Raw genomic sequence first — 24,212 nt, 5'->3', positions numbered from 1 at the left:
TTTTTTAAACTAGGGGGCCGGTTCTGTGAAACGGTCCTCTTGTTTGTCATAAAAGCGACGAGTCAGCACGTACACCGGACAGCTGGATTTGCGAACGACGTTTCGTGTGTAGCTTCCCAGTAAGGCCGCGCTGAGCGGGCCACTCTGAGCCTCCATCACGATGAGATCCACATCAGCTTTTTCAACCGCTGCCAATATCAGTTCGTCGACGGCCTTAAATGTGCTGTCGATAATAAATTGAGCCCGAACGCCTTCTTTTTCGGCCCAATCCACCCAGTGCTGGGCGCGATGGCTTTGGGATTCAATGGTGAGCTCTACAATCTGTTCCAGAGACAGCATTTTGCCTTTGTAGTTATAGACGTGAGGTCGCGTGTCCAGTTCAAACAAACTTTCAATGGGTCTTGGGATGGCGTGAAGCAATGTGATGCTGGCACGCAGTTTTTTTGCGAGCTCCAGCGTGTGGCGGAAATTGTCCTTTGAGTGCTCTCCAAACTCTGTTGGGAATAGAATGTTTTTTGTCGTGTGAGTGTGGGATGTGTGAGGGCCGATCACGCAGACGGGGACTTCGCTTTGCAACAGCAAGCTTTCAGCAAAACTTCCCAGCATAAAACGTTGAATCCCCTGGCGTCCGTGGCTGCCTACGACAATCAAATCTGTTTGGGTCCGGGCGGCATAATGGGACAGGGTCTCCGCGGCCCCGGCGTGGGATTGTGAGGCGTGGGGAATAACCTTGGGATCCTTCAAAAAGGGCAGATTGTAGTCTGTTAAAACTTCGCGGAAAAGAGATTCGGCTGTTTGGGAATGATCCGTGACCCAGGCAGGAACTTCGTAAGTCGGAAGGACGATTTCGTTTTCCCGTAGAAGGTACAGAGGTTCGATTTCAGCCAGAGTGGCTTTGTGGATCTGAGTCAGATAGTCCGCCATCTTTTGGTTGAGTTCTTTGTTGTCCTCAAATGCATCTAAAGCCCAGATGATTCTCATAGAACCTCCCTGCTCTTATTTTGCCTGTGCAGGGTGGGGAGGCGGCAAGGGTCTGTTCTGGGTTCTTGTTGGGAAACAAGAGCCTGTGGGGCGGTATAAAACGAAAAAAGCCCACCAAGCGGTGGGCTTTGTCATTACTTGTGTAAAACCACAAACTAAGTGGTTGTTGCTGGATCAGAGGACGAGGACATCGCCGTGGTAGTGCCACGTTTTTGCGCCTTTTCCTCGGCTTTCTCGATTTCTTCGATATACTTCTTGGTCGCCTTAGGAAGTTCATTCCACATACGCAAGGAAAGAAGAAGACCCATAATAGCAAATGGAATCAGGAACAATGGCCAGTAAGACCAGCTTTTGTGAGACAGATAACCGATGGCCAAGGACTGGATACCAGAACCCAGGTACACGCAACCATCCACAATACCGGAGGCTGTGGCTGTCATCTTTTTACCACCGAAGTCAGCCGCAGCGGTTCCGGACATCAAAGAGTGAACGCCGATAACAGTTAGGGTGATCATCACCGCGGCAATACCGACAACCGTTGGATTGCTCATCAGGTTGAAAGCCATGACGATCAAAAGAAGAATCATAATGAAGTTGTTGATGGCTGCTGGAGGTCCACGGCGCGACTGGAACATGCGGTCAGAGATGATGCCGGCCATAAAGCCACCAAAGATGCCGGTCATGCACAGCAATAGACCCCAGTTTTTAATGAAGAACTGGGAGCCTTCAAAGAAGATAGCGTCTTTGTTTTTCATTTCGTGTGCAAAGACCAGGTACCACTGCATGATACCGTTACGCAAAACGCCGGAAGTGAAATCCACCAGGGCGATGGTGATCATCACTGGGTTTGTGAAGATCTTTTTTAGCATGAAACCGATGGTGATTTTAACATTGGCATCGTCATAGTCAGAGGAAGCATCGGCCGTGTCGAAGTCACCGAAGTTCGCTTCCGCCGGAGAGTCTTTTAGAAGAACGAAGTCAATCAATGCCCAGCACAGAAGCAGGAATGCCGGAATTGCAAACACCAGCCACGTCGCATTGGTCACGCCTGTGTCGATCGCAAAGATGTGGCGGATGAAGCTTTGGAAGGCTGTTGGTTCGTGATCCAGAGTCAGCTTGGACGCTTCAACAATGGCCTGACCCCAGTCAAACGCGAAGTAAACCCCGAAGGAAATCAATGTACCAAAGATCGCACCGAAGACACCGCGTTCACGAACGTGGAACCAATAGGCTTTGACTTTGATAATGGAAACCGCGCCGTAGGACTGGAAGAACATGTTCAGCGCAAAGAGTGTGGAGTAGGCAACCACGATGTTGGTTTTCAAAGTTCCCATCATGTAAAGATAGGTCGCACCCGCCATCAAAAGATTCATGATGGAAGATCCCAAAGCGGCGATGATGATGCCTCTTTTTCCGCCGATCTTGTCGACGATGGGGCCATTGAGCAGGAAGGAAAGACCATAAGTGATTGTACCGGCTGCGAAGATGATGCCGAATTGTTCCTTGGTCATCATGTCGCCCAAGGCATTCTTGGAAACGTTCAGATTGTATCGTCCCATGTAAAGGAAGGCATAGGTCATTCCCAGGGGGAACCAATTAACGAAACGACGAATCATGAACTTGCGTGAATGTCCCAGCGGATTGTTCTTGAAGTACAAGAAAATAACCGCGAACAGACAGGCGCTGACGAGTAGTAATGCCATGGAACCTCCGGTAAAATTTCGAGGAAGCTAAAGGAAAAATGAGCGATTGGCAATCTAAACAGCCTGAGTTTGCGCTGAAGTTATTTTAAGATTTGGTTAGGACGCGGGGAAACCGCGGTTCGGCGGCGATGTTAGGATTTTTTCTTTGCGGTCCCTTATGGCACACTGCAAAAAGTTCACGCTTTTCACTCGGGGAATTGTTTGTTTGGAGTCTGAGGTTATCCATAAGCAAAACTTATGGAAAATCTAAAAATTATGACTTTGTGCTTATAGGTCCAGGGCGATATGTTGGGTTCCAGAAGGAGACATCGAAAAGATCCCTTCGAACCTCGGTAGGTCCTTGACCACTCTCCAGCGAAGAGAGACCCGGTCCCAAAACCGCCGCAATCGCGGCTCACAAAGTCCCATCAAACAGCCCACCTAACACAGCCTACCGAGGCTTGCGCGCGAACACGACGCGATGCTACTTTCAGTGCATGTCATTTAAATACTTCCCACTCTACGAAAAACAAAAAGATACAACTCAATACAAAAAAATCTCTTCTGACCACGTGCGCGTGGAAAAGATGGGAGACCGTGAAATTCTGGTGGTCGAGCCGGAAGCTCTGGAATTGTTAGCCCAGGAAGCGCTGAGCGACGTGTCCCATCTGCTGCGCCCCAAACATCTGGAGAAGTTGGAAAAAATTCTACAGGACCCTGAAGCGTCGCCCAATGATCGCTTCGTCGCGGTGGATTTGCTTCGCAATGCCGTGATCGCCGCACAAATGGAATTCCCTTCCTGTCAGGATACGGGAACCGCGATTGTGGTTGGGAAAAAAGGCGAGCGCGTCTTTACCGGTGTTGATGACAAGGAGTTCCTGTCCAAGGGGATTTACAACACTTATCAAAAAAGAAACCTGCGTTTCTCGCAAATGGCACCGATCTCTTTCTTTGAAGAAAAAAACACGGGCAGCAATCTTCCGGCGCAGATCGACATCTACTCGGAGCAGGGTGATGAATACAACTTCCTGTTCCTGGCTAAGGGTGGGGGCAGTGCCAACAAATCTTATCTGTATCAGAAGACCAAGGCCGTGCTGAACCCTGAAGGATTTGAAAAGTTCGTTCGCGAAACTTTGAATTCCCTGGGTACTGCTGCGTGTCCTCCGTACCATCTGGCATTCTGTGTTGGCGGAACCTCGGCGGAAGAGACCTTGAAAATTGTGAAATATGCCTCAGCGGGATATCTGGATGGTTTGCCGACGTCCGGAAACGAAGGGGGACGTGCCTATCGTGATCTTGAAATGGAAAAACAAGTCGAGCAATGGGCGCGTGAGACGGGCATTGGCGCCCAGTTTGGTGGCAAGTACTTTGTGCACGATGTGCGTGTGATTCGTCTTCCGCGACACGGCGCCAGCTGCCCGATTGGTGTGGGGGTCAGCTGTTCTGCGGACCGCAACATCAAAGGCAAGATCACTCGCGAGGGTATTTTCCTGGAGCAGTTGGAGCTTCATCCTGAGCAGTATTTGCCCAATCACCTCAAGGATGCCGGGGCAGAAGCCATTGAAATTGATTTGAACAAGCCGATGGCCGAGACCTTGAAGATTCTTTCTGCCCAGAAAGTGGCAACCCGCGTGATGTTAAACGGTCCCATGATCGTCGCACGTGATATTGCGCATGCGAAGCTGAAAGAAAAAGTCGATCGCGGAGAAGGTGTGCCGGAATACTTTAAGCAATATGCGGTTTATTATGCTGGTCCAGCAAAGACACCAAAGGGTTATGCGTCAGGCTCTTTCGGTCCGACAACCAGTGAACGTATGGACCCTTACGTGGGAACCTTCCAAAGTTTGGGGGCGTCGATGATCATGCTTGGTAAGGGAAACCGCAGCCCTCAGGTGACTGAAGCCTGCAAGCAATACGGTGGATTCTATCTGGGATCTATTGGTGGTCCTGCGGCTCGTTTGGGTAAGGAATGCATTACCAAGGTGGAGGTTTTGGACTTCCCGGAACTAGGCATGGAATCAGTGTGGAAGATCGAAGTGAAAGACTTCCCGGCCTTTATTATTGTGGATGATAAAGGAAATGATTTCTTCAAATCAGTTATTCGCAAATTGTAGAAACAAAAAAGCCTCTCAGAAATGAGAGGCTTTTTGCTGTTGCCGTTTTGATCCTGCTTACAGGTCCTTCATCAGCAAGGGTGAGATTCCCACGAAAAGATTCATGATCACCGGTCCAATGATAAGTCCGGGAAGCCCCATCATGATGATCGCTCCGACCACGCAGGTGAATCCGATGACAGGAGAGATCTTTTGTTCGCCTCCCACCATGAAGGGTTTTAATATGTTGTCGATGCTTCCCGCGATAGTGGCAACAATGAAAAGCCCGATTGCGGATCCGGTACGGTCACCGATAAAGGCCAGAAGACTTAGCAGGTATCCCACCGGGGCGGCGCCAATCACCGGAATGAAAGAAACAAAGAAGGTGACAGTGACGACCAGCCAGAAATCGCCTTCGCCAAAAATCAGACTTCCCAATCCAATCACGCAGGCCTGAATCAGTCCGATGACCAAGGTTGAAAACAGCGTCACGGAACAGCTTTTTTTGCAGATTTCAATCAGTGGTTCTGTTGCTCCCGGCTTGAGCGGGGTGAATTTCAAAGTCAGCTCCCGGATCTCCGCGGCTTTCATTAAAAGTACCATCAGTGCGATGATAAAGACAAAGCTCATCAGCAGGATGGCAGGAAGCTGCCCCAGCAGGTCCGTGGAATGCTGTAACAACCCGCTGCCGACTTTTTGCAGAATGCTTTCCATGACGTCGCGAGCGGGTCCGGCCAGGTCTGTTCCGGTCCAATCGGATAACTTTTGCAGGCCGTTCAGGGTGTAGTCTTTAAGATTGTGAACCTGCGCCACGATTTTATCGGTTTCAATGTTCTGAGGTTTGTTGATGTAGACAATGATGCGATAGATGGCCAAAGCCAGGGGAACCCAAAGCAGCAACAATCCCGCGAACAAAGTCAGCAGAGTCCAGGTTTTGCGACCCCAGCGTTTTTTGCTGAGTTTTTCAATAAAATCATTCAGTCCCAAGGCAAAGATGCCGGCAAGCACCAGCGGCGTCAGGAACGGAAAATTGATAAAGGCAAAAGCAGCGGTCAGTAGCACGAGCAGAATCAGATTCACCCATTGGTTTTTTGTAAAAGAAGTCATAGCTGGTTATACCTTTTTGATAAACAAATCCTGAGCTCCGCGGATGCGCTCGCTGTAAATCCCTTGCGGGGATCTTTTGCCGGCACTGATGATCATTGTGACGGATGCTTCTGAGGGCAGATTCAAAAGATCTTTGACGCGAACTTCATCGAAGCCCTCCATAGGGCAACTGTCAAATCCTGCGGCTCTGAAAGCCAGCATCAGATTCTCACAGGCTAGAGCCGTGGTCTTGGTCGCCCAAAGAAGATTTCCGGATCGACCAAAGGGGCCGCGGGGCATCACTCTGAAAAGGCCCAGAATCGCGACCACTAGAGATTTAAACGGAGCCAGAATATGCAAAGGACCGTTGCCATACACGAATGGCACAAGTTTGTTGTAATATGCATGGACACTTTTAGGGGTGTCCGGGCGGTTTGCAAAGTATTGCTGATTGATGTGCTGGCCGCGTTGCCACAGATCCGGTCGGGCCACGCAGGCGATTAAAGTCGGCGCGGTTCTGGCGGCTGGCTGATTCAGGCAGAAGGCTTTAAGTTTCTTAATCTTGTCTTCAGAGCGCACCCAATAGAATTCCCAAGGCTGCAGGTTTGAGGAGTTCGGGGCCAACAAGGCTAAGCGCAAACACTCCTGGACGATCTCATCTGGAATGGGCTCTTGCGTGTAGTGACGGACCGAGCGTCGGCTTTCGACGACCTTTTTAAATTCATCAAAGTTACATTCGATGGCAGGTTCTGAGTGCATTACGTTAGGGATGCCGTTAAAAATATTCTTGTCTGACATAAGTTTTAGTTTTGAACCTCACACTGCATGCGTGCATCTGTTCGGCAGTTGACCCAGGTGCCGTCATGCTGAGGCGGCAGATAACTTGGCGAGCAGAATGTGTTTGTAAAGAGCGTGTAGGTCAACGAGCGGCCACGATGGGTCATCTCACAAGCCCAGCGAGCGTCACGTTCAGCATCGCTCTCGGATCTTCTTTTGATGTCATTAAAACAAAAACTACCGCTGTTGGCATTGCAATAAGAGTTCACGGAACCATGGCCATTGACGGTGATAGTTCTTGTCATCGCAAAAGACTGCGACATAAATAAAGTCAGTGAAAGCACAATCAGTTGTTTCATAGAGAAGCCTCCGCCTCTCAATCAACGCACAGTTTAGAGGGGGAGGCAATATGTTTCAGGCCTGTGTCAGGAACTGTACGCCCAGCTCTTGGGATTGTTCGGCCTCATTCCATTTTGACCATCGGACTTGCCCTTCCACAGAGACATATTCGCCCTGTTTGTTCTGGTAGGTGAGGTTGATAAAGTCCTTCTTCGCATAAAACGGAGCCTTAATTTTAAGGCAAGAGCCGTTCAGCGAGATGTTTTCAAAAGCCCCCCCTAGAATGGGTTGAAAGCCGCGATTTTCCACGCCCAAAGGCAGCATGGAGGGACTCAGCATGGCGCGTGTATCCTGGGTTTCTCGTTTGTCCTGACGCAATTCCAGTTGGCGTCCTTCCAGATAGGCATGAATGTCCTTGGGTAGGTTGTTTTCCTCGGTTTTCCACAGAACGACAAAGTCATTGTTGTGTTTCAGGCGAATTTTCATATTGCTGGAAAGCTCATTCACAACAAAAAAGATCTTTACGTTCTGGATGCTTTTTTGAAGAAAGCTGTATAGGTCAAAGTGACGCACTTCTAAAAAAGGCAGGAAGACCACGACGATTTTATCCCCTTCATCACCGCTTAATGCGGAACGCAGATCGTATGGATTTTCAATCAGTGCGCAGCTGAGTGTCGGATCTTTTTTTAGTGCTGTGGGAATGCGACTCTGACCCGTGATAAAGACTTGTGTATTCATGCGAAAGCCCCCTTTGTTTTTTGCTTTCCCGACTGTAAAGCAAGCATTCTGCCAGCTCAGAAATGAATTAAAGGGCTCTGGCGCTGAAAGTCCCTGAACAGGTGTCTAGAGATTTCTAACAGTGTTAGGTTGAAGCTCTCATTTTGAGACTCGGCGGCCCACGACAGCGCTCGTTCTGGCCATTACAAAATCGGAGATGAGTTTGCCAAGATGAAATTTGGCTCTTGAGTCCTGGTGAACTCATAATCATCGTTATGGATTTAAATCAGATCATGTTTTTGTTCATCTTGGCCGGTGCTTTGTATCTCTTTATCAGTGAAAAGCTGAGCGTGGATTTGATTGGGATTTTGATCATCCTGGCGCTTGCCATCACCCGTGTTCTGGATCCTAAAGAGGCCTTTTCCGGTTTTGCCAGTGAGCCCGCCCTGATTGTGGCGGCGGTGTTTGTCCTGTCATCAGGTCTTACCGCCACGGGACTGACAGATGCCATCGGCAACGCTGTGGGAAAATTTGCTGGCAGAAATCAATGGCTGGCCAATCTGGTGATCATGGTGACGGTGGCGGGCCTTTCGGCCTTCACTCACCACCTGATGGTAACGGCGATGATGCTTCCGATTGTGATGCGAATGTGCCGTGAACACAATATGCCGTCATCCAGGCTGTTGATTCCGATGGCGACGGCGGCCTCTTTGGGGACCACAATGACATTGATCGGTGCTCCGGCTTTTTTGCTGGCAAACAACGTTCTTAAGCGTTCCGGCGAGCCGGGTTTGCGTCTTTTCGAGGTCACTCCTCTGGGTTCTGTGCTGGTTGGGGTGGGAGTTGTTTTTATTTTGTTAATGCTCTGGGTTCTTCCCAAGACGTCCGGACGCGATCGGCAAGACGACAAATTCAGAATTGATGAAGTCTTTACCGAGCTGATTGTCACTGAAAAATCCCAATGGCTGGGCATGGGGCTTGCTCAGTTTCAGAAGGAGAATGTCAAACGTTTTGAGATTGTGGGTGTCAAGCGCTACGGAAAACGTATTTCCACTTTGGATTCTGATTTTGTTTTGCAAGAGCAGGACATTATTTTGGTCAAGACGTCGCCAGACGAACTTTTATCTGTGGATGAGAAAACAGGATTGGCTCTTAGGACCGTAAAGAAATACGGCGAAGAGGTGCAAAGTGGGGACCCAGCGAAGAAAACCGAAGAGCCCATGATTGTGCAAGGTCTTATTTCTCCTCAGTCGCCCTTCGTTGGTAAAACCATCGGAGAGGTTGATTTTCTTCGCACCTTAGGTGTCCTGGTGATTGCGCTATGGCGAAAGGATGGTTGGATCTATCATGAAATCTCTCAGGTGCGCCTGAAAGAGGGGGATCTGATTATCTTATGGGGGTATGAAGATCAACTGGACGAGATTCATCAGAGCAGCGATTTTCTTTTACTGTTTCCCATGCAGGTTCGACCGAAGAAGAGAAACAAAGCCCCTCTTGCGGGCGTTATTATGCTGGTCTCGGTGATTATGGCAGCAACAGAAATTCTTCCGCCGCATATTTCTTTTTTAACAGGGGCTGTGATGATGGTTCTTACGAAGTGTGTGTCCTTGCGAAATGCCTATGAATCCATCGAAGTGAAAATATTCGTGATGATCGCAGGGGTGATTCCTCTGGGGCTGGCTATGGAAAACACGGGTTTGGCGGGGATCTTTGCAAAAAATCTGTCGGGCATGATTTCTCACTGGGATCCTTGGGTGATCATGCTGACGTTCTTTGTTGCCGCGGGATTGTTGACTCAGATCCTGTCGGACTCTGCCACCACGGTTCTGATTGCACCTATTGCGGTGGCCTTTGCAAAGGCGGCCAATGTCTCACCGACGGCGGCGGTGGTGTGTGTGACCGTCGGAGCCGTTGCATCTTTTCTGACTCCGATCGGTCATCATGGGAATTTATTGATTCTGGGGCCGGGGAATTACCGCTTTGTGGATTTCCTGAAAATCGGTCTTCCCCTGACAGCCGTTATTGCCATTGTCACCAGTTTTATGTCCCTGCGTCTGTGGAACTAAGCGGAGGCGGGGGCAGCTGTTGGGGCTGATCCCAGCGTGGCAGATCCACTCCAAGGGTGATCTTTAGAACTTCGTTGACGTCTTCCACAAAATGGAAGCGCAGGTCTTTGCGAATGTCTTCCGGAATTTCTTTCAGATCCTTTTCATTTCTTCGGCACAGTAGAACTTCCTGCACGCCCGCTCGATGTGCGGCAATAACCTTTTCTTTGATTCCACCCACAGGCAGGACACTGCCACGCAGAGAGATTTCACCGGTCATTGCCAGCTTCGGATCCACGGGTTTGTTCAGCAACAAGGAAGCAATTGAAGTCAGCATGGTCACGCCGGCGGAGGGCCCATCTTTCGGGATGGCTCCGGCAGGGACGTGCACGTGAATGTCCTTTTTACTGAAGTCCAAGAGTGGATTCAGGATTGGCAGGCGCGATTTCAGAAGACTCAAGGCGATCTTTGCAGATTCCTGCATCACCTCACCCAGTTGGCCGGTCAGCAGCAATTGACCTTGGCCCGGCATCTGTGCGGATTCGATGAACAGGATATCGCCACCCACTGGAGTCCAGGCAAGACCCGTCACCACTCCTGGTGGCAACAGACTGCCGATCATATCCGCTGAGAATCTCTCTGCCCCGAAAATTTCTTCCAGGTCTTTTTCTTCCACCATAAGTGGAAGAGCAGCGGCCTGGACAATTTTAAGGCTCATGTGTTTGCAGATCGTGGCGATCTTTCTTTGCAGATCACGCACTCCGGCCTCGCGGGTGTAATGGGTTAGAAGTTTTGTCAGGGCCTCGTCTGTGATACGCAGTTGACCTTCGCTCAACCCGTGTTCAACAAGCTGCTTCGGCCACAGGTGGTTGCGAGCGATTTGGCGCTTTTCATCAATTGTGTAACCGCTCAGATCAATCACCTCCATACGGTCCAGAAGCGGCAGGGGAATGCCTTCCAAAGAGTTGGCCGTGGCGATAAAGAAGACCTTCGACAGATCAAATGGTGTGTCCAGATAGTGATCTTGGAAGCTGTTGTTTTGTTCAGGGTCCAGAACCTCCAGCATGGCACTGGCAGGATCGCCCCCGAATCCGCGGGTGAGCTTGTCGATCTCATCCAGGATGAAGACGGGATCATTTTCTCCAGCCTTTTTAATGGCCGATATGATTCGCCCCGGAAGCGCGCCAATATAGGTGCGGCGGTGACCGCGGATTTCCGCATCATCACGCACGCCCCCCAAGGCGACGCGAACGTATTTTTTGCCCAAGGCTCGAGCAATACTTTTACCCAGTGAGGTTTTGCCTACGCCCGGAGGACCAATGAAAAGCAGAATGGAACCTTGATGGGACTTTCGCAGTTTCATAACTGCCAGGTGTTGCAGGATTCTTTTTTTGATCTTATCCAGACCATAGTGATCTTCATTGAGTATGCGCTCCGCCGCTTCAAGGTCAATTTCCTGCTGCGCCGAAGACTGATTCCAAGGCAAAGAAGTCATAAGCTCCAGATGAGTGCGAATCATCTGATATTCCGGAGACGCGGAATTGGAAGTTTCCAAGCGCTTCAACTGATTGCGCGCCAGATCCATCGCTTCCTGCGGCATGCCGGATTTCTCAATCTTTTCCTTGAACTTCGCGAAAAGGTCTTCGCCTTCATTGTCGCCAAGTTCTTCGCGAATCACGCGCATTTGTTCGCGCAAGATGCTTTCCTTCTGATTTTGCTGGAAGCTTTCCTGAAGTTTGTCGCGGATGCCGCGCTGAATTTTCAGACGCTCTTTGAGTTCCTGAAGGCGATCCAGAAGCTTCAAGGCCCGATCTTTCAACGAAGTGATTTCAAGGACCTCTTGTTTGTCCGTAAGACTGATATCCGCATAGGCTGCACACATATTGACAAGTGTCGAAAGATCTTCAATTTCAGCAATCATCTCACGGATTTGTCTTGTATTTCCGGGTAATAAATCCAACAGATCATCGCTGAGTTGACGCAAACTTGCCAGGAGGGCTTCCTCTGTTTTCTTATCCAGTCGACTGGTATCCTCCAAAGCCTCAGTTTGAACTTGCAGATGTCCGTCGCTTTCCTGACTTTGCACAACTCGCACACGTTGGTGAGCTTTTACAAAAATATTATAACTTCCGTCGGCATCCATGCGGAAAGATTCCACTTTTGCCAAGGTTCCCACTTGATAAAGGTCTTCAATGCCACTGACGGAAGCGTTGGGATCTTTTTGCGTTAAAAGAATCACCCAATGGTTGTCGCGCAGAGCTTTTTGAAGCGCAGAAATACTTTTTTCTCGTCCAATCCGTAAAGGCATACTTATGTCGGGAAACAACACAGAATTCTTCAGAGGGATCACCGGGACGAAGCCAGATACGTAAGACACATCTACCTCATTTCCACCCGAATTAAAGGGGCTATCGAAAACATGGTGTCGATCTGAGATTCGTCAAGTCAGGTGGACGCCATATTCCTTTACACTACATGATGCGACTGTCTTTTTCCTGCGGTTCGTTGATGTTAATTCGCAAAACTTTGGGGTCCGGAATAGTGGTGAAGATAATTAATGGACTCATGTTTAATCATGGCAGTTCCTGTTGATTTGCGTTGGCCGATTTTGGCAGCTCGATGGTGATCTCGGTGAAGAAGCCCTCTTCGCTGGAGATGCTCAAGGTGCCCCTGTTTTTTTCGATAATCTGCTTGGCGATCCAAAGTCCCAATCCGGTTCCTTCCCCGGCGGGTTTGGTTGTGTAAAACTCATCGCAGACCTTGGAAAGATGTTTCCGGGCGATGCCAGTTCCGTTGTCGCGCACTATAATACGACAGAATTCAGATTCTTGTGTCAGGGAGACCTGTATTTCAGGTGTGTAGGAGGGGCCGATCCTTCGCATTTTTTCGGTCATTGCATAGAGGGCGTTATCAATTATATTTATAAGAACGCGTTCAATCCCCGGAACATCCCAAAGACAGGCTTTAATGGCCGGAGATATGGCAATGTGTTTCTGCAAACGGGAGCGCAGCTCGGTATTGGTGATAGAGCGAAGGTGGATGTCCACAGCTTGTTCAAGCACTGCAGAAAGATCAACCCACTCGGCTTTTTGATTGGGCTCTTGGCGTGCTTGTTTGAGCATATTGGTGATGATGTCATTGGCGCGCAAACTGTGCTGCTGAATCATGGTAGCGACTTTTTTGAATGAGTCTTTATCCAGATCCTCTGTTTGCAGAATTTCCGCCACATTGATTATGATGTTCAGAGGATTCTTTAATTCATGAGCAATGCCAAGAGTGATGCGCCCGATGGTGGCCAGCTTTTCCTGAGAAATAAGTTGTTTTTGCGTTTGCTGGAGTGAGGCAAACGCTTGTTGTAATTCTCTTGTTCTTTCCTGAACCAATTGTTCCAGCTTTTCTTTTATGCGCAGTTGGGACTCTTCCACCGCCAGGCGCCGATACTCCGCTCCAATGCGTGCCGCAAAAAACTCCACCACTGAGGAAAGCATGATCGGATTTTTGAACGGCTTTTCATCCATGATCACCAAAAGACCAATCAGGCCCCCGTCGGTGTGCAGAAAGGGGGCCCCGATGTAAGATTCGATGCTCATTTCCCTCAACATCTTGTCAGATGGAAAAGTCAGTTGGACTTCAGAGTTGTAGTGTTTCACGCGTGTTCCGCAGATCACTTCGTTGCAAGGGCTTTCGGCCAGGTCATAGATGACATTTGGAACAAATTTGTCCGCTGCCCACAGATAGTCCGTCTGGATGCGTTTTCGTTCCGGCTCCAGCGCGTGGCCTACCATAACACACTTTACGTTCAGGGCCGTTGCCAGCCGATGAACAAGCTCTTGGATATAGGCCTTTCCTGAAAGCAACTGGTCGACATTGTAGATGTCTTTGATAAGTTCCAGTGATCGCATCGTATCTACTTCCATACGTTGCCTCCAGCATCTTCATCTTATCATCGTCGCTAACGAAAGATCACTTAGAGGTCTGGTAGTGTTAAAAGTCACCTAAGGGTCCAGCTTATTCAGAGTCAGTTTTTAAACGCATCCACCAGTGCAATGTCGCGGGTCATGCCTCCGAAGGGGCCGACATAAACGGTCTCTTCCAGCCATTTGGTTTCATGAGGAACTTCGTCCTTAAAAATGATCTTGTGCCAGAAGCGATTGACGCTGTCCCAATTGTAGCCGCGAGTCTTTAGGTGATCCTTGGATTCAAACGGAGCCGCTGTCGCAATCACCTGGGTCATTAAACGACGGGCGTTGGTGATAAGCTCCAGCAAATAGGGTTTGTTGGTTTTTTCTTCTTCCAGACTGAGCAGATAAAGCAGGGCATCCACGTCATTGATGGCACGATGTGAATCGGTGAAGAAACCGTGATAGATATTCAGAAGCTCAAGTTTGGTGCTGGAAAAGCCTTTGGCAGTCCAGTCGATTTGTTTGTAAGAGCAAGCCCAGACTTTTTCAGTCGAGATTTTGGATTTGCGGTCAATGAACGGACGGTCAAACTTCGCGTTGTGAGCAATGATCAGCTGACATTCGCCTAAAATTTTATCCACCTCGGCCCAGTCGATCTGTTTCCCGGCCACCATTTCATCAGTGATGCCGGTTAGGTCCTGAATTTCTGCCGAGATGGGGCGACCCGGGTCCTGAAAACTGGAATAAGACTTGGTCACAGCCAGGACTTCGCCAGAGTTTTTGTTGAAGATGAATTGGCGGATGCCGATCTCGATGATCTGATCTTCTGTCTGATTGAGGCCTGTGGTTTCCACATCCAAAATGGCGCCGAAGCGGACGATATCAGCGTTGTCGCGAACCCAGGTGGTGGTGGCATAGGCGGGGGTGTTGAGTTTGCAGTCTTCCAAGCGGCGAAGGGTGACTGTTTTTCCGTCTTCTGATTTGCCAATCCAGCGAAATGCCATCGTGAGAGCTCCTTAAATTTTCGTCCGCCATCTTAGAAAGCTGGACAAGGCAACGTCAATGCGCGGCGCTTTGCGCTGGGCTGAGGCCTTGGATGCATCCTCTTGATTTGACTTATAAATTTTAAGTTGTAGGCTTAAGTTATTATTCCCATAAGGATATTGCATCTATGATCAAGGCTGTTTTCATTGCTGTTGTTTCTGTTGCCCTGTTAATCACCGCGTGTGCGCCGATGTCCTCGATGACTGCCAGTAAAAAGGACGCGGCTTTTTATGGCCGTTTTGTGAACCCTTCTGATGACGTCAGTGGTGCCTCTGATAGATTGGATCAGCTTAAGCTTCTGCAGACGGGGGCTGAGTACCCGATGCGTATGGCCCTTTTTGCCAATGGCAGGTTCTATTATCAGGTGGATAACCTGGGTGACGGTCAGGGCACATGGGATGTTACTGACGGAGTGTTGCGTTTACGAGCGATCCGTCCACTGTTTGATATGAATCTTTTTGTTTCAGGTGCCAATGACGAAAGTGACGAGACGGTGATTCGTTTTATCGATCGGCATGGATTCAACTCTGTTCGAATCGAATTGCGCGACCCGCAGGCGATGAAGCAACAGGGGATGATCCCACCGGAGTTGTCCGTGTACCGGGTGTCAGACAAAGGAATTTAGATCTAGGGTGGTTTTTCCAACGGGTGGCCAGACATGCTTTATGGAAATGAATCCATTTCCCATTATACAAGAAGTAACATCTGCATTTGGATGCTGATGGCAATGCAGGCTGGGATCCTGAATATTGGCGGCTTTATGGCCTGTCACCGCTTTGTTTCTCACGTGACGGGGTTTGCCACCTTCTTCGGGCACGAAATCAGCCAGTTTGATTTTGATATGGCTCTGGGGATGCTGGCAGTTCCGTTGTTCTTTCTGTTTGGCGCCATGATCAGTGGTTTGCTGGTTGATGTCCGTCTGAAGCTGCATAAAAAGCCAAAATACTATATCAGCTTTGGTATGATCTTTTTCCTGTCGGCGGTCGTCGCGGGTGGGGGATTGTTGGGATATTTCGGCACCTTTGGTGAGCCGCTCAGAGAGTCACGGGACTATACCCTTTTGATTTTGCTATGTTTGATCTGCGGTATTCAAAATGGCACGATCACCACGGTGTCCCGTTCGGTCATCCGCACGACACACCTGACAGGGATCACAACCGATCTGGGGATTGGTCTAAGTCGTCTTCTGAATTATCGTAAGCTTGAAAAAGAGATCGCTTTTGATGGAGAACTTAAAGCCAACCTGATGCGCTTGGGAATTATCGCCTTTTTTGGTCTGGGGTCGGTTATCGGGGGCTTTGCCTTCAGCCTCTTTGGGCACGGAGGTTTTGTGATTCCGGTGGCCACCTCCGGGGTTCTTTTCTGGACGATGTATTATTTCCAGGTCCTGGTGCCTCGGAAGAATCAATAATGCGGTGGCTTTTCGTTGCCGCGAATCTCTTCGCCGCCATCCCCCAGGGCTTCTTTTAGACGGGTGGTCAGGCCTTGTAACAGGATCTCCAGTTTATCGATGGTTTTCTGTTGTTGATAAATCACCTGGTGAAGCTCTTCCAGTTGATATTCCTGATGCGCAATCTTCGTTTCAATATTGATTAGGCGTTGTTCATCCATGGGTTCCTCGTCTGTGGAGGTTTCATACCCTAGACTTGCAAGGACGTCAAATTCAGCCGATCGAAGTTCGTTTTCCGGGTGAGCCCGCTTGAGGGTTTTATGCGATCTCTATAAATTTTATTCTGCAAAGATGTCGGCGATTCCCGTGTAGGGGGCGTTGTAGTACTTGGTTTTTGAAAAGCCGGCTTGAGATGTGATTTCAGTCAGTCGTCGGGCGCGTTCGGCGGTGTCGGCAAGAATCAACAGCAGCTCATACTTTTGCAGACCTGCACTTTCAAGCTGGGCTCGGGCATCGGAGCGGGGGTGTTGCTCTTCATCCATCAGTTTCTGCCAGGGGAAGGCGATGATGGTGGATTTCAGGCGCTTTTCCTGTTGCCAGTTATCAGCCACGGCAGCTTCAGATTCACGTGTATCCAGAATCTGCACCTTGACCGGGGCCGGGGGAGCTCTGAGGCCCCCCAGTGAGCTGGTCCGGGCTTTGGAACTCCAGGAAAGGTGGGGAATGTTCTGAGTGAAATAGCCGCGCAGTTCTTTTTTGTTAAGAGCTTCGGGTTTAGCCACAGTGCTGGTTGTTTGACATCCACAAAGCGCAAGGAATGAAACAAGCAGCAAAGTCTTCACACGAGATTCCTCTTAGTGGGTTTTCTTTCTTCTTTTTTCGCGTTCTTCAATATCCTTGGCGAAAAGTTTGGCCACCCAGGTGTCTTGCACGCCCACTTTGCTGCCAGACAACTGGAGCTGGGTTTTTGATCTGTATTGAGGATCATAGTTTAAGGCCTTGATGTCGATATTTTTCTTGGCAAAGAATTCGCTCATTCGCTCTGCAGTTTGGTTGGCATCAAAGGGCTCTTGCTGGTTCAGCTCTTTTTCCAGTTCTTCGCAAAAAGTCTGTGTCTCGGGGGCGCTGCTTATTCCCACATTCTGGGAGGCCGCTTTAACCAGATGGTGCAGGTTGTAGCTTTTTTGCAGAATCTCATCGAGTTTTTCCGGGTGACGACTTAAATGGCTGCCAGCCTGGTAAAGATGGTAATAGAACAGGGCCTTTGGCAGCAGGCCTTGTTCTGTTTCTGAAGACTGCAGAACAGCAGGCACAACTTCGTTCATTCCGGGTAAACGGAAAAGATAGCGGAACACAGGGGCGGCCGTTTCCACCACGGGATCATGGTCGTTATAAAGACTTGTGATGAAAAATCTGAAGGTCGCGTTGGCAGGATCTTTCAGGAAAGTGCTTTCAGGAGCTTTGGTGATATATTTGCAGCTTTCCGACAGAGGCCGCTCGATATTAGCAAAATCATCGCGCAACACCTGCAAAGCCATTTTCCCCGGAGAGACTGTGGATGTCTGAGTTGATTCGGTGCCATTTTCTTCAGCAGCTTTGCTGACAGCAGATGGGACCAGAGCATTTTTGATCTGATAAGCAGATGGAAGTCGGGAAAGTCCCCAGAGTCCCAGCGCTGTTAAAATAACAAAACAAAGTCCGAGGCTGATTGTGAGGATTTTAAGAGTATTCTTCCACTTCATGAGTGTCTCCTGTAATACAGAAGAACTGAATCATAGAATGATCCGACGGGCAATGATACGTGGTGCTATATTACATTTATCTTGAATGAAGTGTTGACCCACGCACCCTGGAGGCATATAGTCACATCTCACTCGTCGCGGGGTGGAGCAGTCTGGTAGCTCGTCGGGCTCATAACCCGAAGGCCGTAGGTTCAAATCCTGCCCCCGCAACCAATAAAGGCTCGATGGTAAACCATCGGGCCTTTTCCATTTCTGAGTGTATTCGGTCTACGTTTATGCCTCGACTCCCTACGGAACTCCAAATAACATCGAGACATCGAGACATCGAAGAATGTACTAATGAATTTAGCCACCGGCCCCAACAGCAACACAAATAAACGTTGCTTCGGCATGTGACAGGGCCGTACCTGGGGTCTCACTAAAAACGACTTCGGACAGTCGATTCAGCATTAAACCACCTTTTTTAGACTCAAGTTTTTCACAAATCGAAAAAGCATCAGCCCATAATGCTGCTTCTGCGGTTTTTGTGCGTCCGTAAAAGTGACTTACTGTGGCGCTAATCTTAAAAGGCTGATGGGCTTTGTATTCAGAAGCATGAGCCAAGGTAGAAATACTCAGAAACATAATTACAGAAAATACTTTATTCATTTTTTTTCTCCTTTTGTAAGAGCAGTTGTAGCTGTAGGTCTATATTTCGGATATACCGAATATGCTTATATATTATTTAGGTAAACACTTATGAAATATAGAATGAAAGATATTGAAAATTTCGCTCTAACCACAGGTTGTGCAACTATGGGAGAAGCCTCTCGAAAGCTTGGGATTAGTCAGCCCGCTCTTTCAGATTCCATACAGCGCCTTGAAAGTGATCTTGGTGCTTCCGTTTTCTATCGCTCTCGTCAGGGAATTCAACTTACACCGAGGGGGCGTCTTTTTTTAACGAAGGTTAATGACTTGCTGAGCTCCATTCAAGAGCTTGATATGGATAGAAAAGATCAAAACATATTTGGAGGACAATCGATTTCGATTGGCTGCCATGTCACAGTGGCCTCTTACTGTTTGCCGCAAGCTTTATCGACACTGCAAAAATTGGCCCCGGACTATCGCATAGAGCTTCGTCACGATCTATCTCGTATAGTGCAAGCAGAGGTTCAGCATGGACGCTTGGATGTGGGGATTGTTATCAATCCAGTTCGAGTTCCAGATTTGGTGGTGTCTCGCTTGGGCTATGATACTGTTGCAGTTTGGGAGGGGGCAAGTGTCGTTGATCCACAGACGGTTATTTGCAACTCCAATCTTTTTCAATCTCAATCGATCTTAAAAAAATGGAAACTGCGTCCGCAAAAAACCATTGAAACCGAAAGCCTGGACTTGATTTGTCGACTGACGGGCAAGGGGCTTGGATATGGAATTATTCCCACCAAAGCTGTTGAGTTGTCGGACGAAAACCTGCGGCAGGTGAAGTCGCTACCGACTTATAAGGATGAAATCGCGTTGGTTCATCGTCCTGAGTTTGGGCGCTCCCAACCTGAACGATTATTACTTGAGGCTATTCGATCTGCGGTTCAGTGTATCTAGCAGTCCTTATGGCGCATCCTGTCAGTGTGCTCTCTAAAGCTCGATGGAAAACCATCGGGCCTTTTCCTTTTTCAGCGCATTGTGATTTTTTTCTGATTTCCACTTGCCCAAGACCATTATCCACCTTTAAGGCTTAAAGGGAGCTTCACAAAGGAGATACCAGCATGATCGTAAGCGCCGCACAATTTGTCCGAAAAGGACTGGAACCCCAACATCTCATTTCATCCTTAAGTTTGATCGTCTTTTTGTTGTCCAGTGTCTTTGCGGAAGAAAATTTGTGGGTCTCGATCACCGCGGCAGTTTTTCTGGGTGTCGCTGTGATGTCCTCTGTCCACCACGCCGAAGTTATTGCCCATAAAATCGGTGAGGGTCTGGGAACTCTGGTTCTAGCTCTGTGTGTGACTATCATCGAGGTGGGGTTGATTGTTTCTTTAATGAATCAGTCGACTGAAGCCAGTGCGGAAGCCTCCGTTTTGGCTCGTGACACCGTATTTGCCGCAGTGATGATTATCACCAACGGGATGGTGTCTCTGTGTCTGATACTGGGGGGCTTGAAGTACAAAGAGCAGGAGTTCCAGGTTCAAGGTTCCAAAAGCCTGATGGTCGTGCTTATGACTCTGGCGCTGTTGGTGTTTGTGCTTCCGAACTATACCACCACGACGTCTGTGGGGACCTACAATACGCCTCAGATGATCTTCATTGGCGCCATTTGTGTTCTTTTGTATCTTCTGTTCATATTCTTCCAGACCACGACCCACAAGGCCTATTTCGAAGCAGTCGATAAGACCAGCGACATTACTCCGATTGACACAACTCACGAAATTTCTGTTGTGGATGCGTGGCTAAGTTTTATTTCTTTGTGCGTAAGTCTGGTGGCGGTGATCGGGCTTGCCAAGATGATTTCTCCATTGATTGAGCAGGGTGTGGATTACCTCGGGGCTCCGAAGTCGGTGGTGGGACTTTTGATCGCAGCTATCGTTCTTCTTCCAGAAACATGGGCGGCCATCAATGCGGCCCGTGCCAATCGTCTGCAAACAAGTTTGAATCTGGCCCTGGGGTCCGGGATTGCCAGTATCGCCCTGACGATCCCGACTGTGATTGTGTTCTGTCTTTTGACGAATCAGTCTTTGATGTTGGGGCTTAGCAATAAAGACATGGTCTTTATGCTCATGACATTCATGGCGGGTATGATCACTTTGGGGACGGGGAAGGCGACGTTGCTTCAAGGGGCGGTTCACGGGGTGATTCTTCTGACTTATTTTGTGATGTCGTTTATCCCCTAGTTGGGCTTCCGATGTAAAAGAGGCTGTTGATATGGTGCGCAAGCAGCCTCGGCCGTCCTAATTTCCCTCTCTGGGATAGGCTCCCGTTGCATCACTCTTTGAATTTCGATAAATTAAGTACTTTAGGGGTTAAAATGCAGCCAGGATCAAAGCCAGAAAATAAATTCTCTCCTCCAACAGATGTTAAATCCGTTCTGAATATGTTTAAGAAACCAAAAAAGGTTGTGGTGACGGCGGGGATGCCGTACGCAAACGGCCCTTTGCATCTGGGGCATCTTGCCGGGGCGCACGTGCCAGCAGACATTTATGCTCGTTGGATGCGCATGCTGATCGGGGCGGAAAACGTCCTGTTCGTGAACGGCAATGACGATCATGGTTCGACCAGTGAAGTGGCGGCGGTTCAGGCCGGAAAGACCATCCGCGAATTTATCGACACCATCCATGAAAAACAAAAAGAGACTCTGAAAAAATACTCTATTCAGACTGACGTATTTACGGGGACTTCGCGCCCGGAAACTTATCCATGGCATGAACAGTATTCTCAGGATTTCCTGCGTCGTCTGTTTGAAAATGGCATGCTGGAAAAGCGCATCACCAAGCAGTGGTATGATCCGAAGATGAGCCGCTTCCTGCAGGACCGTTTTGTACGTGGAACCTGCCCGAACTGCGGTAACACCGAGGCTTATTCGGATGAGTGTGATGCCTGCGGTACGCAGTTTGATCCAAGCACTCTGCAGAATCCGCGCAGTCAGCTGAGTGACGCCAAACCAGAGCTGAAAGACACCGCTCACTGGTGGTTGGACATGTGGAAGGTTGCAGACCCTTTGAAGGCCTGGATCGACACCAAACAAAAAGCCTGGCGCTCAGCGGTTGTCCAGGAGGTCAGCAATACGGTTCTGATTGGTTGCCGCTTTGAAAATCAATTCGAAGCAAAATACAAAGAAATCAAAGAGACTTTGCCAAAGCATAAGTCCCGTTACGTGGCGGGTAAAAAAGTGGAGTGTCTGTTTGATTCCAAGGCGGATCTTGCGCAGGCGCAGGCTACGTTGGAGGCTGCGGGGATTCCATCGGTTGTGACAGACAAATGGGGCTATCGTCCGATCACTCGTGACGTGTCCTGGGGGATACCGGTTCCAGCCGAGCTGGATCCTGAAATGAAAGGCAAGACCTTGTATGTCTGGCCGGACTCTTTGATTGCTCCTATCGTTTTCACAAAAGTGGCTTTGGAGCAGTCAGGTCGTGACCCTGAACAGTATAAGGATTTCTGGTGTGATCCAGAGGCTACGGTGGTGCAGTTCCTGGGGCAGGACAATGTGTTCTTCTATGTGATCATGCAGGGAGCGATGTGGTTGGGTCATAAGCAGAACCCTATGCAACTTCCGCAAAAAGGCGATCTGCAAATGACCGAAATCTTAAGCTGTTATCATCTGATGGTGAACGGTGAAAAGATGAGCAAGTCCAAGGGGAACTTCTACACTGGGGATCAGCTGCTTGAGATGGGTTTTTCCCCGGATCAGGTTCGTTACTTCCTGGCGTTGTTAAGCTTGCCAGTGAAAGCATCCAACTTTGATTTTGAGCATTTTGCCGAACGCAACAAGTTCCTGGCCGGTCCTATGAACGCGGCTTTCGAAAAGCCGATTTCAGCCTGCAACTCGAAATTTAACGGTAAAGTTCCTGAAGGTAAACTGATCGGTAAAGCTGAAGCTGAAACTGTGAAGATCGTGCAAATGTATCTGCGCTCGATGCAAAAAGGCGACTATGCGATTTTGCTGGGGCAGATTGAAAACTACGCACGACAGATCAATTCATTGTTCACGCAGTACAAACCGCACGATGACCGTGCGCCGGAAGCGGAAAGAAAAGATGCTCTTTTCACCTGCTTCTATGTATTGAAGAACTTGATGATCATGCTGGCGCCATTTGTTCCGGAAACGGTGAACGAGCTTCGTAAGTCTTTGAATCTTCCAGAAAGCGTGTTGCGCGCGGAAGAGCTGGGAACAGGAATTCCTGCTGGCCACGCCATTGGTGCGAAGGGAGTTTATTTCCCGGCGGTTAAAGACGAAGGCAGCGCTGAGGCTGAATAGTCCTTGAAGTTGTTGTGTCTAAATAAAAAAAAGCCCGGCTCAAGTCCGGGCTTTTTTGTGTGAACTGGGTCCCTTCTTTCATGGGAAAGAAAGGGTATGGTATTAATGAACACCCAGAACCTTGCACGTGTTGGCTTCAACTTTAACCCATGAATCTGTCCGGCTTTGAGTTTCAAGGTTCAAGATCTCAATGCGATAGTAGATGGAATCGTCTTGTGTTTCAGCGCTGTAGATATTCAGTGTAATCATCGCATCCTGGCCATTGGCATACAGATAGTGATCATATGCCGCTTTTAGAGCTTCAGGTTGGCATTTGAAGACATTGGATGCCAGGGACAGAGAGTGCGACGCAAAGATAAGAGCAAATACCGCAAAAGCTTTTTTCATACGAGGTCCTTTCTAGGGATTCTTTTTCTCAGAGACGGTTTCAGCTTCGCCTCTGGGGTTCATGGAAATATATTTGGTGCGGGTCACGCGGATCTTCGGCAGCTCGGCAGGGTCTTTTCCTTCGGCAGCCATTTTTTCGATCTCAAACGGGACCACTTGTTTTTTTCCTTTGCGCGCGGGATGTTTTTCAAGCTGATAAGCGCAGTTTTTAGAGCAGGTGTCCTTGGCATACTCAATCTTGATACAGTCTTCACAGATCAATTCGTGAGCATCACAGCGTTTACATTCAATTTTGATGGTAGAAGGCTGGCCACAGTGAGGGCACAGGCCAAACTTCGTGGTGGGCTTTAGTTCCTGATTAACAGCCACGCGGTGGTCAAAGACAAAACATTCACCTTCGAATTGATCGTTCGGATATTCTTTGATGTAGTTCAGAATACCGCCGTCCAGTTGATAGACGTTATTGTAGCCTTTGTCCTGAAGTTCCAGAATGCCTTTTTCACAGCGGATTCCTCCGGTGCAGAAGATCAGCATTTTTTTGTCTTTAGGAATACCCTGGGCCTCAATGTACTGAGGGAATTCCGTGAATTTTTCGATATTCGGATTCAAAGCCCCTTTAAAGGTTCCGATTTTGTACTCGTACCAGTTGCGGGTGTCGATCATGACGTAATCGGACTCTTCCTTCAGAACGCGATTCCACTCTGTCGGGGACAGGTGATGGTTCACGCCTTCCGGTGGCATCACGCCAGGGATTCCTGTTGTGACGATCTCACTGCGGATTTTAACCTTGAAGCGGCGAAACGGAGCCTTGTTAGACTCGGAATCTTTGAAGAACTGATCCGGAGAGTTGAAGTATTCGCGAATAAAGTTTTTCCAAGCAGCGAAAGACTCCAGGGAGGACGTTGCGCAGGTGGAGTTAAACCCTTCTTCACCCAGGATCACAAGACCCTTCACATTAAGTTCTTCAGCTTTGTCTTCAAGAGCTTTTTGAATCGCCGGCAAGTCGGCTAGTTTTGTAAAACGATAGAATGCCGTAACATAATAGTTCGACGTCTCAGACATATTGTCACCTTCCATTATCC

22 protein-coding genes and 1 tRNA gene are annotated in these 24,212 nt (G+C 48.8%); 8 read left to right on the top strand and 15 right to left on the bottom strand.

What is annotated here, in order from left to right:
- Positions 1 to 9: 9 nt before the first annotated feature.
- Both ACZ5ZV_RS10500 and ACZ5ZV_RS10495 read right to left on the bottom strand, forming a co-directional pair.
- Positions 10 to 981: a universal stress protein gene (locus ACZ5ZV_RS10500; protein WP_464116970.1), complete on the bottom strand. Its 972-nt coding sequence runs from the start codon at positions 979 to 981 to the stop codon at positions 10 to 12.
- Between the two features lie 155 nt (positions 982 to 1,136).
- Positions 1,137 to 2,684: an MFS transporter gene (locus ACZ5ZV_RS10495; protein ID WP_464116969.1), complete on the bottom strand. Its 1,548-nt coding sequence runs from the start codon at positions 2,682 to 2,684 to the stop codon at positions 1,137 to 1,139.
- 476 nt (positions 2,685 to 3,160) lie between these two features.
- On the opposite strand from ACZ5ZV_RS10495, the gene ACZ5ZV_RS10490 reads away from it, so the two are divergent.
- A complete protein-coding gene (locus ACZ5ZV_RS10490; protein WP_464116968.1) occupies positions 3,161 to 4,777 on the top strand; it encodes a fumarate hydratase in 1,617 nt (538 codons plus the stop codon).
- A gap of 57 nt (positions 4,778 to 4,834) precedes the next feature.
- On the opposite strand, the gene ACZ5ZV_RS10485 is transcribed toward ACZ5ZV_RS10490, so the two are convergent.
- Genes ACZ5ZV_RS10485 through ACZ5ZV_RS10470 form a run of 4 tightly spaced genes read right to left on the bottom strand, consistent with a single transcriptional unit; the run spans position 4,835 to position 7,696 of the window.
- Positions 4,835 to 5,863 carry an AI-2E family transporter gene (locus tag ACZ5ZV_RS10485; RefSeq protein ID WP_464116967.1) on the bottom strand — a complete coding sequence of 343 codons (1,029 nt, stop codon included), beginning with the start codon at positions 5,861 to 5,863 and terminating at the stop codon, positions 4,835 to 4,837.
- Positions 5,864 to 5,869: 6 nt separating this feature from the next.
- A complete protein-coding gene (locus ACZ5ZV_RS10480; RefSeq protein WP_464116966.1) occupies positions 5,870 to 6,640 on the bottom strand; it encodes a nitroreductase family protein in 771 nt (256 codons plus the stop codon).
- 5 nt (positions 6,641 to 6,645) lie between these two features.
- On the bottom strand, positions 6,646 to 6,978 hold the full coding sequence (locus ACZ5ZV_RS10475; RefSeq protein WP_464116965.1) for a hypothetical protein: 333 nt from the start codon (positions 6,976 to 6,978) through the stop codon (positions 6,646 to 6,648).
- 55 nt (positions 6,979 to 7,033) lie between these two features.
- The gene (locus tag ACZ5ZV_RS10470; protein ID WP_464116964.1) at positions 7,034 to 7,696 is read right to left on the bottom strand and encodes a PilZ domain-containing protein; all 663 of its coding nucleotides are present in this window, start codon (positions 7,694 to 7,696) and stop codon (positions 7,034 to 7,036) included.
- A gap of 254 nt (positions 7,697 to 7,950) precedes the next feature.
- Between ACZ5ZV_RS10470 and ACZ5ZV_RS10465 the strand changes: the two genes are divergently transcribed.
- Positions 7,951 to 9,741, top strand: a complete 1,791-nt coding sequence (locus ACZ5ZV_RS10465; RefSeq protein ID WP_464116963.1) for an SLC13 family permease — start codon at positions 7,951 to 7,953, stop codon at positions 9,739 to 9,741.
- On the opposite strand, the gene lon is transcribed toward ACZ5ZV_RS10465, so the two are convergent.
- The 3 genes from lon to ACZ5ZV_RS10450 form a co-directional block, all read right to left on the bottom strand.
- Positions 9,716 to 12,097, bottom strand: coding sequence for an endopeptidase La (gene lon, locus ACZ5ZV_RS10460; protein WP_464116962.1), 2,382 nt, complete (start codon positions 12,095 to 12,097; stop codon positions 9,716 to 9,718). The two genes, ACZ5ZV_RS10465 and lon, sit on opposite strands and share 26 nt — an antisense overlap.
- A gap of 196 nt (positions 12,098 to 12,293) precedes the next feature.
- On the bottom strand, positions 12,294 to 13,637 hold the full coding sequence (locus tag ACZ5ZV_RS10455; protein ID WP_464121376.1) for a sensor histidine kinase: 1,344 nt from the start codon (positions 13,635 to 13,637) through the stop codon (positions 12,294 to 12,296).
- Positions 13,638 to 13,738: 101 nt separating this feature from the next.
- Positions 13,739 to 14,626 carry a 3'-5' exonuclease gene (locus ACZ5ZV_RS10450; RefSeq protein WP_464121375.1) on the bottom strand — a complete coding sequence of 296 codons (888 nt, stop codon included), beginning with the start codon at positions 14,624 to 14,626 and terminating at the stop codon, positions 13,739 to 13,741.
- Positions 14,627 to 14,793: 167 nt separating this feature from the next.
- On the opposite strand from ACZ5ZV_RS10450, the gene ACZ5ZV_RS10445 reads away from it, so the two are divergent.
- Both ACZ5ZV_RS10445 and ACZ5ZV_RS10440 read left to right on the top strand, forming a co-directional pair.
- A complete protein-coding gene (locus tag ACZ5ZV_RS10445; protein WP_464121374.1) occupies positions 14,794 to 15,291 on the top strand; it encodes a transposase in 498 nt (165 codons plus the stop codon).
- A 33-nt stretch (positions 15,292 to 15,324) separates the two neighbouring features.
- Positions 15,325 to 16,077 carry a YoaK family protein gene (locus ACZ5ZV_RS10440; protein WP_464121373.1) on the top strand — a complete coding sequence of 251 codons (753 nt, stop codon included), beginning with the start codon at positions 15,325 to 15,327 and terminating at the stop codon, positions 16,075 to 16,077.
- On the opposite strand, the gene ACZ5ZV_RS10435 is transcribed toward ACZ5ZV_RS10440, so the two are convergent.
- The 3 genes from ACZ5ZV_RS10435 to ACZ5ZV_RS10425 all read right to left on the bottom strand — a co-directional run bounded on the left by ACZ5ZV_RS10435 (position 16,071) and on the right by ACZ5ZV_RS10425 (position 17,798).
- A complete protein-coding gene (locus ACZ5ZV_RS10435; protein ID WP_464121372.1) occupies positions 16,071 to 16,277 on the bottom strand; it encodes a SlyX family protein in 207 nt (68 codons plus the stop codon). The two genes, ACZ5ZV_RS10440 and ACZ5ZV_RS10435, sit on opposite strands and share 7 nt — an antisense overlap.
- Positions 16,278 to 16,394: 117 nt before the next feature.
- Positions 16,395 to 16,898: a hypothetical protein gene (locus ACZ5ZV_RS10430; protein WP_464121371.1), complete on the bottom strand. Its 504-nt coding sequence runs from the start codon at positions 16,896 to 16,898 to the stop codon at positions 16,395 to 16,397.
- A 12-nt stretch (positions 16,899 to 16,910) separates the two neighbouring features.
- Positions 16,911 to 17,798, bottom strand: a complete 888-nt coding sequence (locus ACZ5ZV_RS10425; RefSeq protein WP_464121370.1) for a hypothetical protein — start codon at positions 17,796 to 17,798, stop codon at positions 16,911 to 16,913.
- A gap of 136 nt (positions 17,799 to 17,934) precedes the next feature.
- Between ACZ5ZV_RS10425 and ACZ5ZV_RS10420 the strand changes: the two genes are divergently transcribed.
- Positions 17,935 to 18,011, top strand: a tRNA-Met gene (locus ACZ5ZV_RS10420).
- 132 nt (positions 18,012 to 18,143) lie between these two features.
- Here ACZ5ZV_RS10420 and ACZ5ZV_RS10415 read toward each other — a convergent pair.
- Complete coding sequence (locus ACZ5ZV_RS10415; RefSeq protein ID WP_464121369.1) at positions 18,144 to 18,446, bottom strand: hypothetical protein; 303 nt, start codon at positions 18,444 to 18,446, stop codon at positions 18,144 to 18,146.
- 102 nt (positions 18,447 to 18,548) lie between these two features.
- On the opposite strand from ACZ5ZV_RS10415, the gene ACZ5ZV_RS10410 reads away from it, so the two are divergent.
- From ACZ5ZV_RS10410 to ACZ5ZV_RS10400, 3 genes are all read left to right on the top strand, one after another.
- Positions 18,549 to 19,376, top strand: coding sequence for a LysR family transcriptional regulator (locus ACZ5ZV_RS10410; protein WP_464121368.1), 828 nt, complete (start codon positions 18,549 to 18,551; stop codon positions 19,374 to 19,376).
- A 164-nt stretch (positions 19,377 to 19,540) separates the two neighbouring features.
- Positions 19,541 to 20,659: a calcium:cation antiporter gene (locus ACZ5ZV_RS10405; protein WP_464121366.1), complete on the top strand. Its 1,119-nt coding sequence runs from the start codon at positions 19,541 to 19,543 to the stop codon at positions 20,657 to 20,659.
- Positions 20,660 to 20,793: 134 nt separating this feature from the next.
- On the top strand, positions 20,794 to 22,743 hold the full coding sequence (locus ACZ5ZV_RS10400) for a methionine--tRNA ligase (protein WP_464121365.1): 1,950 nt from the start codon (positions 20,794 to 20,796) through the stop codon (positions 22,741 to 22,743).
- Positions 22,744 to 22,845: 102 nt separating this feature from the next.
- Here ACZ5ZV_RS10400 and ACZ5ZV_RS10395 read toward each other — a convergent pair whose 3' ends face one another.
- Complete coding sequence (locus tag ACZ5ZV_RS10395; RefSeq protein ID WP_464121364.1) at positions 22,846 to 23,130, bottom strand: hypothetical protein; 285 nt, start codon at positions 23,128 to 23,130, stop codon at positions 22,846 to 22,848.
- Positions 23,131 to 23,142: 12 nt separating this feature from the next.
- A complete protein-coding gene (gene trhO / locus ACZ5ZV_RS10390; protein ID WP_464121363.1) occupies positions 23,143 to 24,192 on the bottom strand; it encodes an oxygen-dependent tRNA uridine(34) hydroxylase TrhO in 1,050 nt (349 codons plus the stop codon).
- Positions 24,193 to 24,212: the final 20 nt, after the last annotated feature.

This window comes from Bdellovibrio sp. HAGR004 (assembly GCF_055397015.1).
The sequence above is the reverse complement of the archived record's forward strand: the minus strand, read 5'-3'. Positions and strand labels throughout refer to the sequence as shown.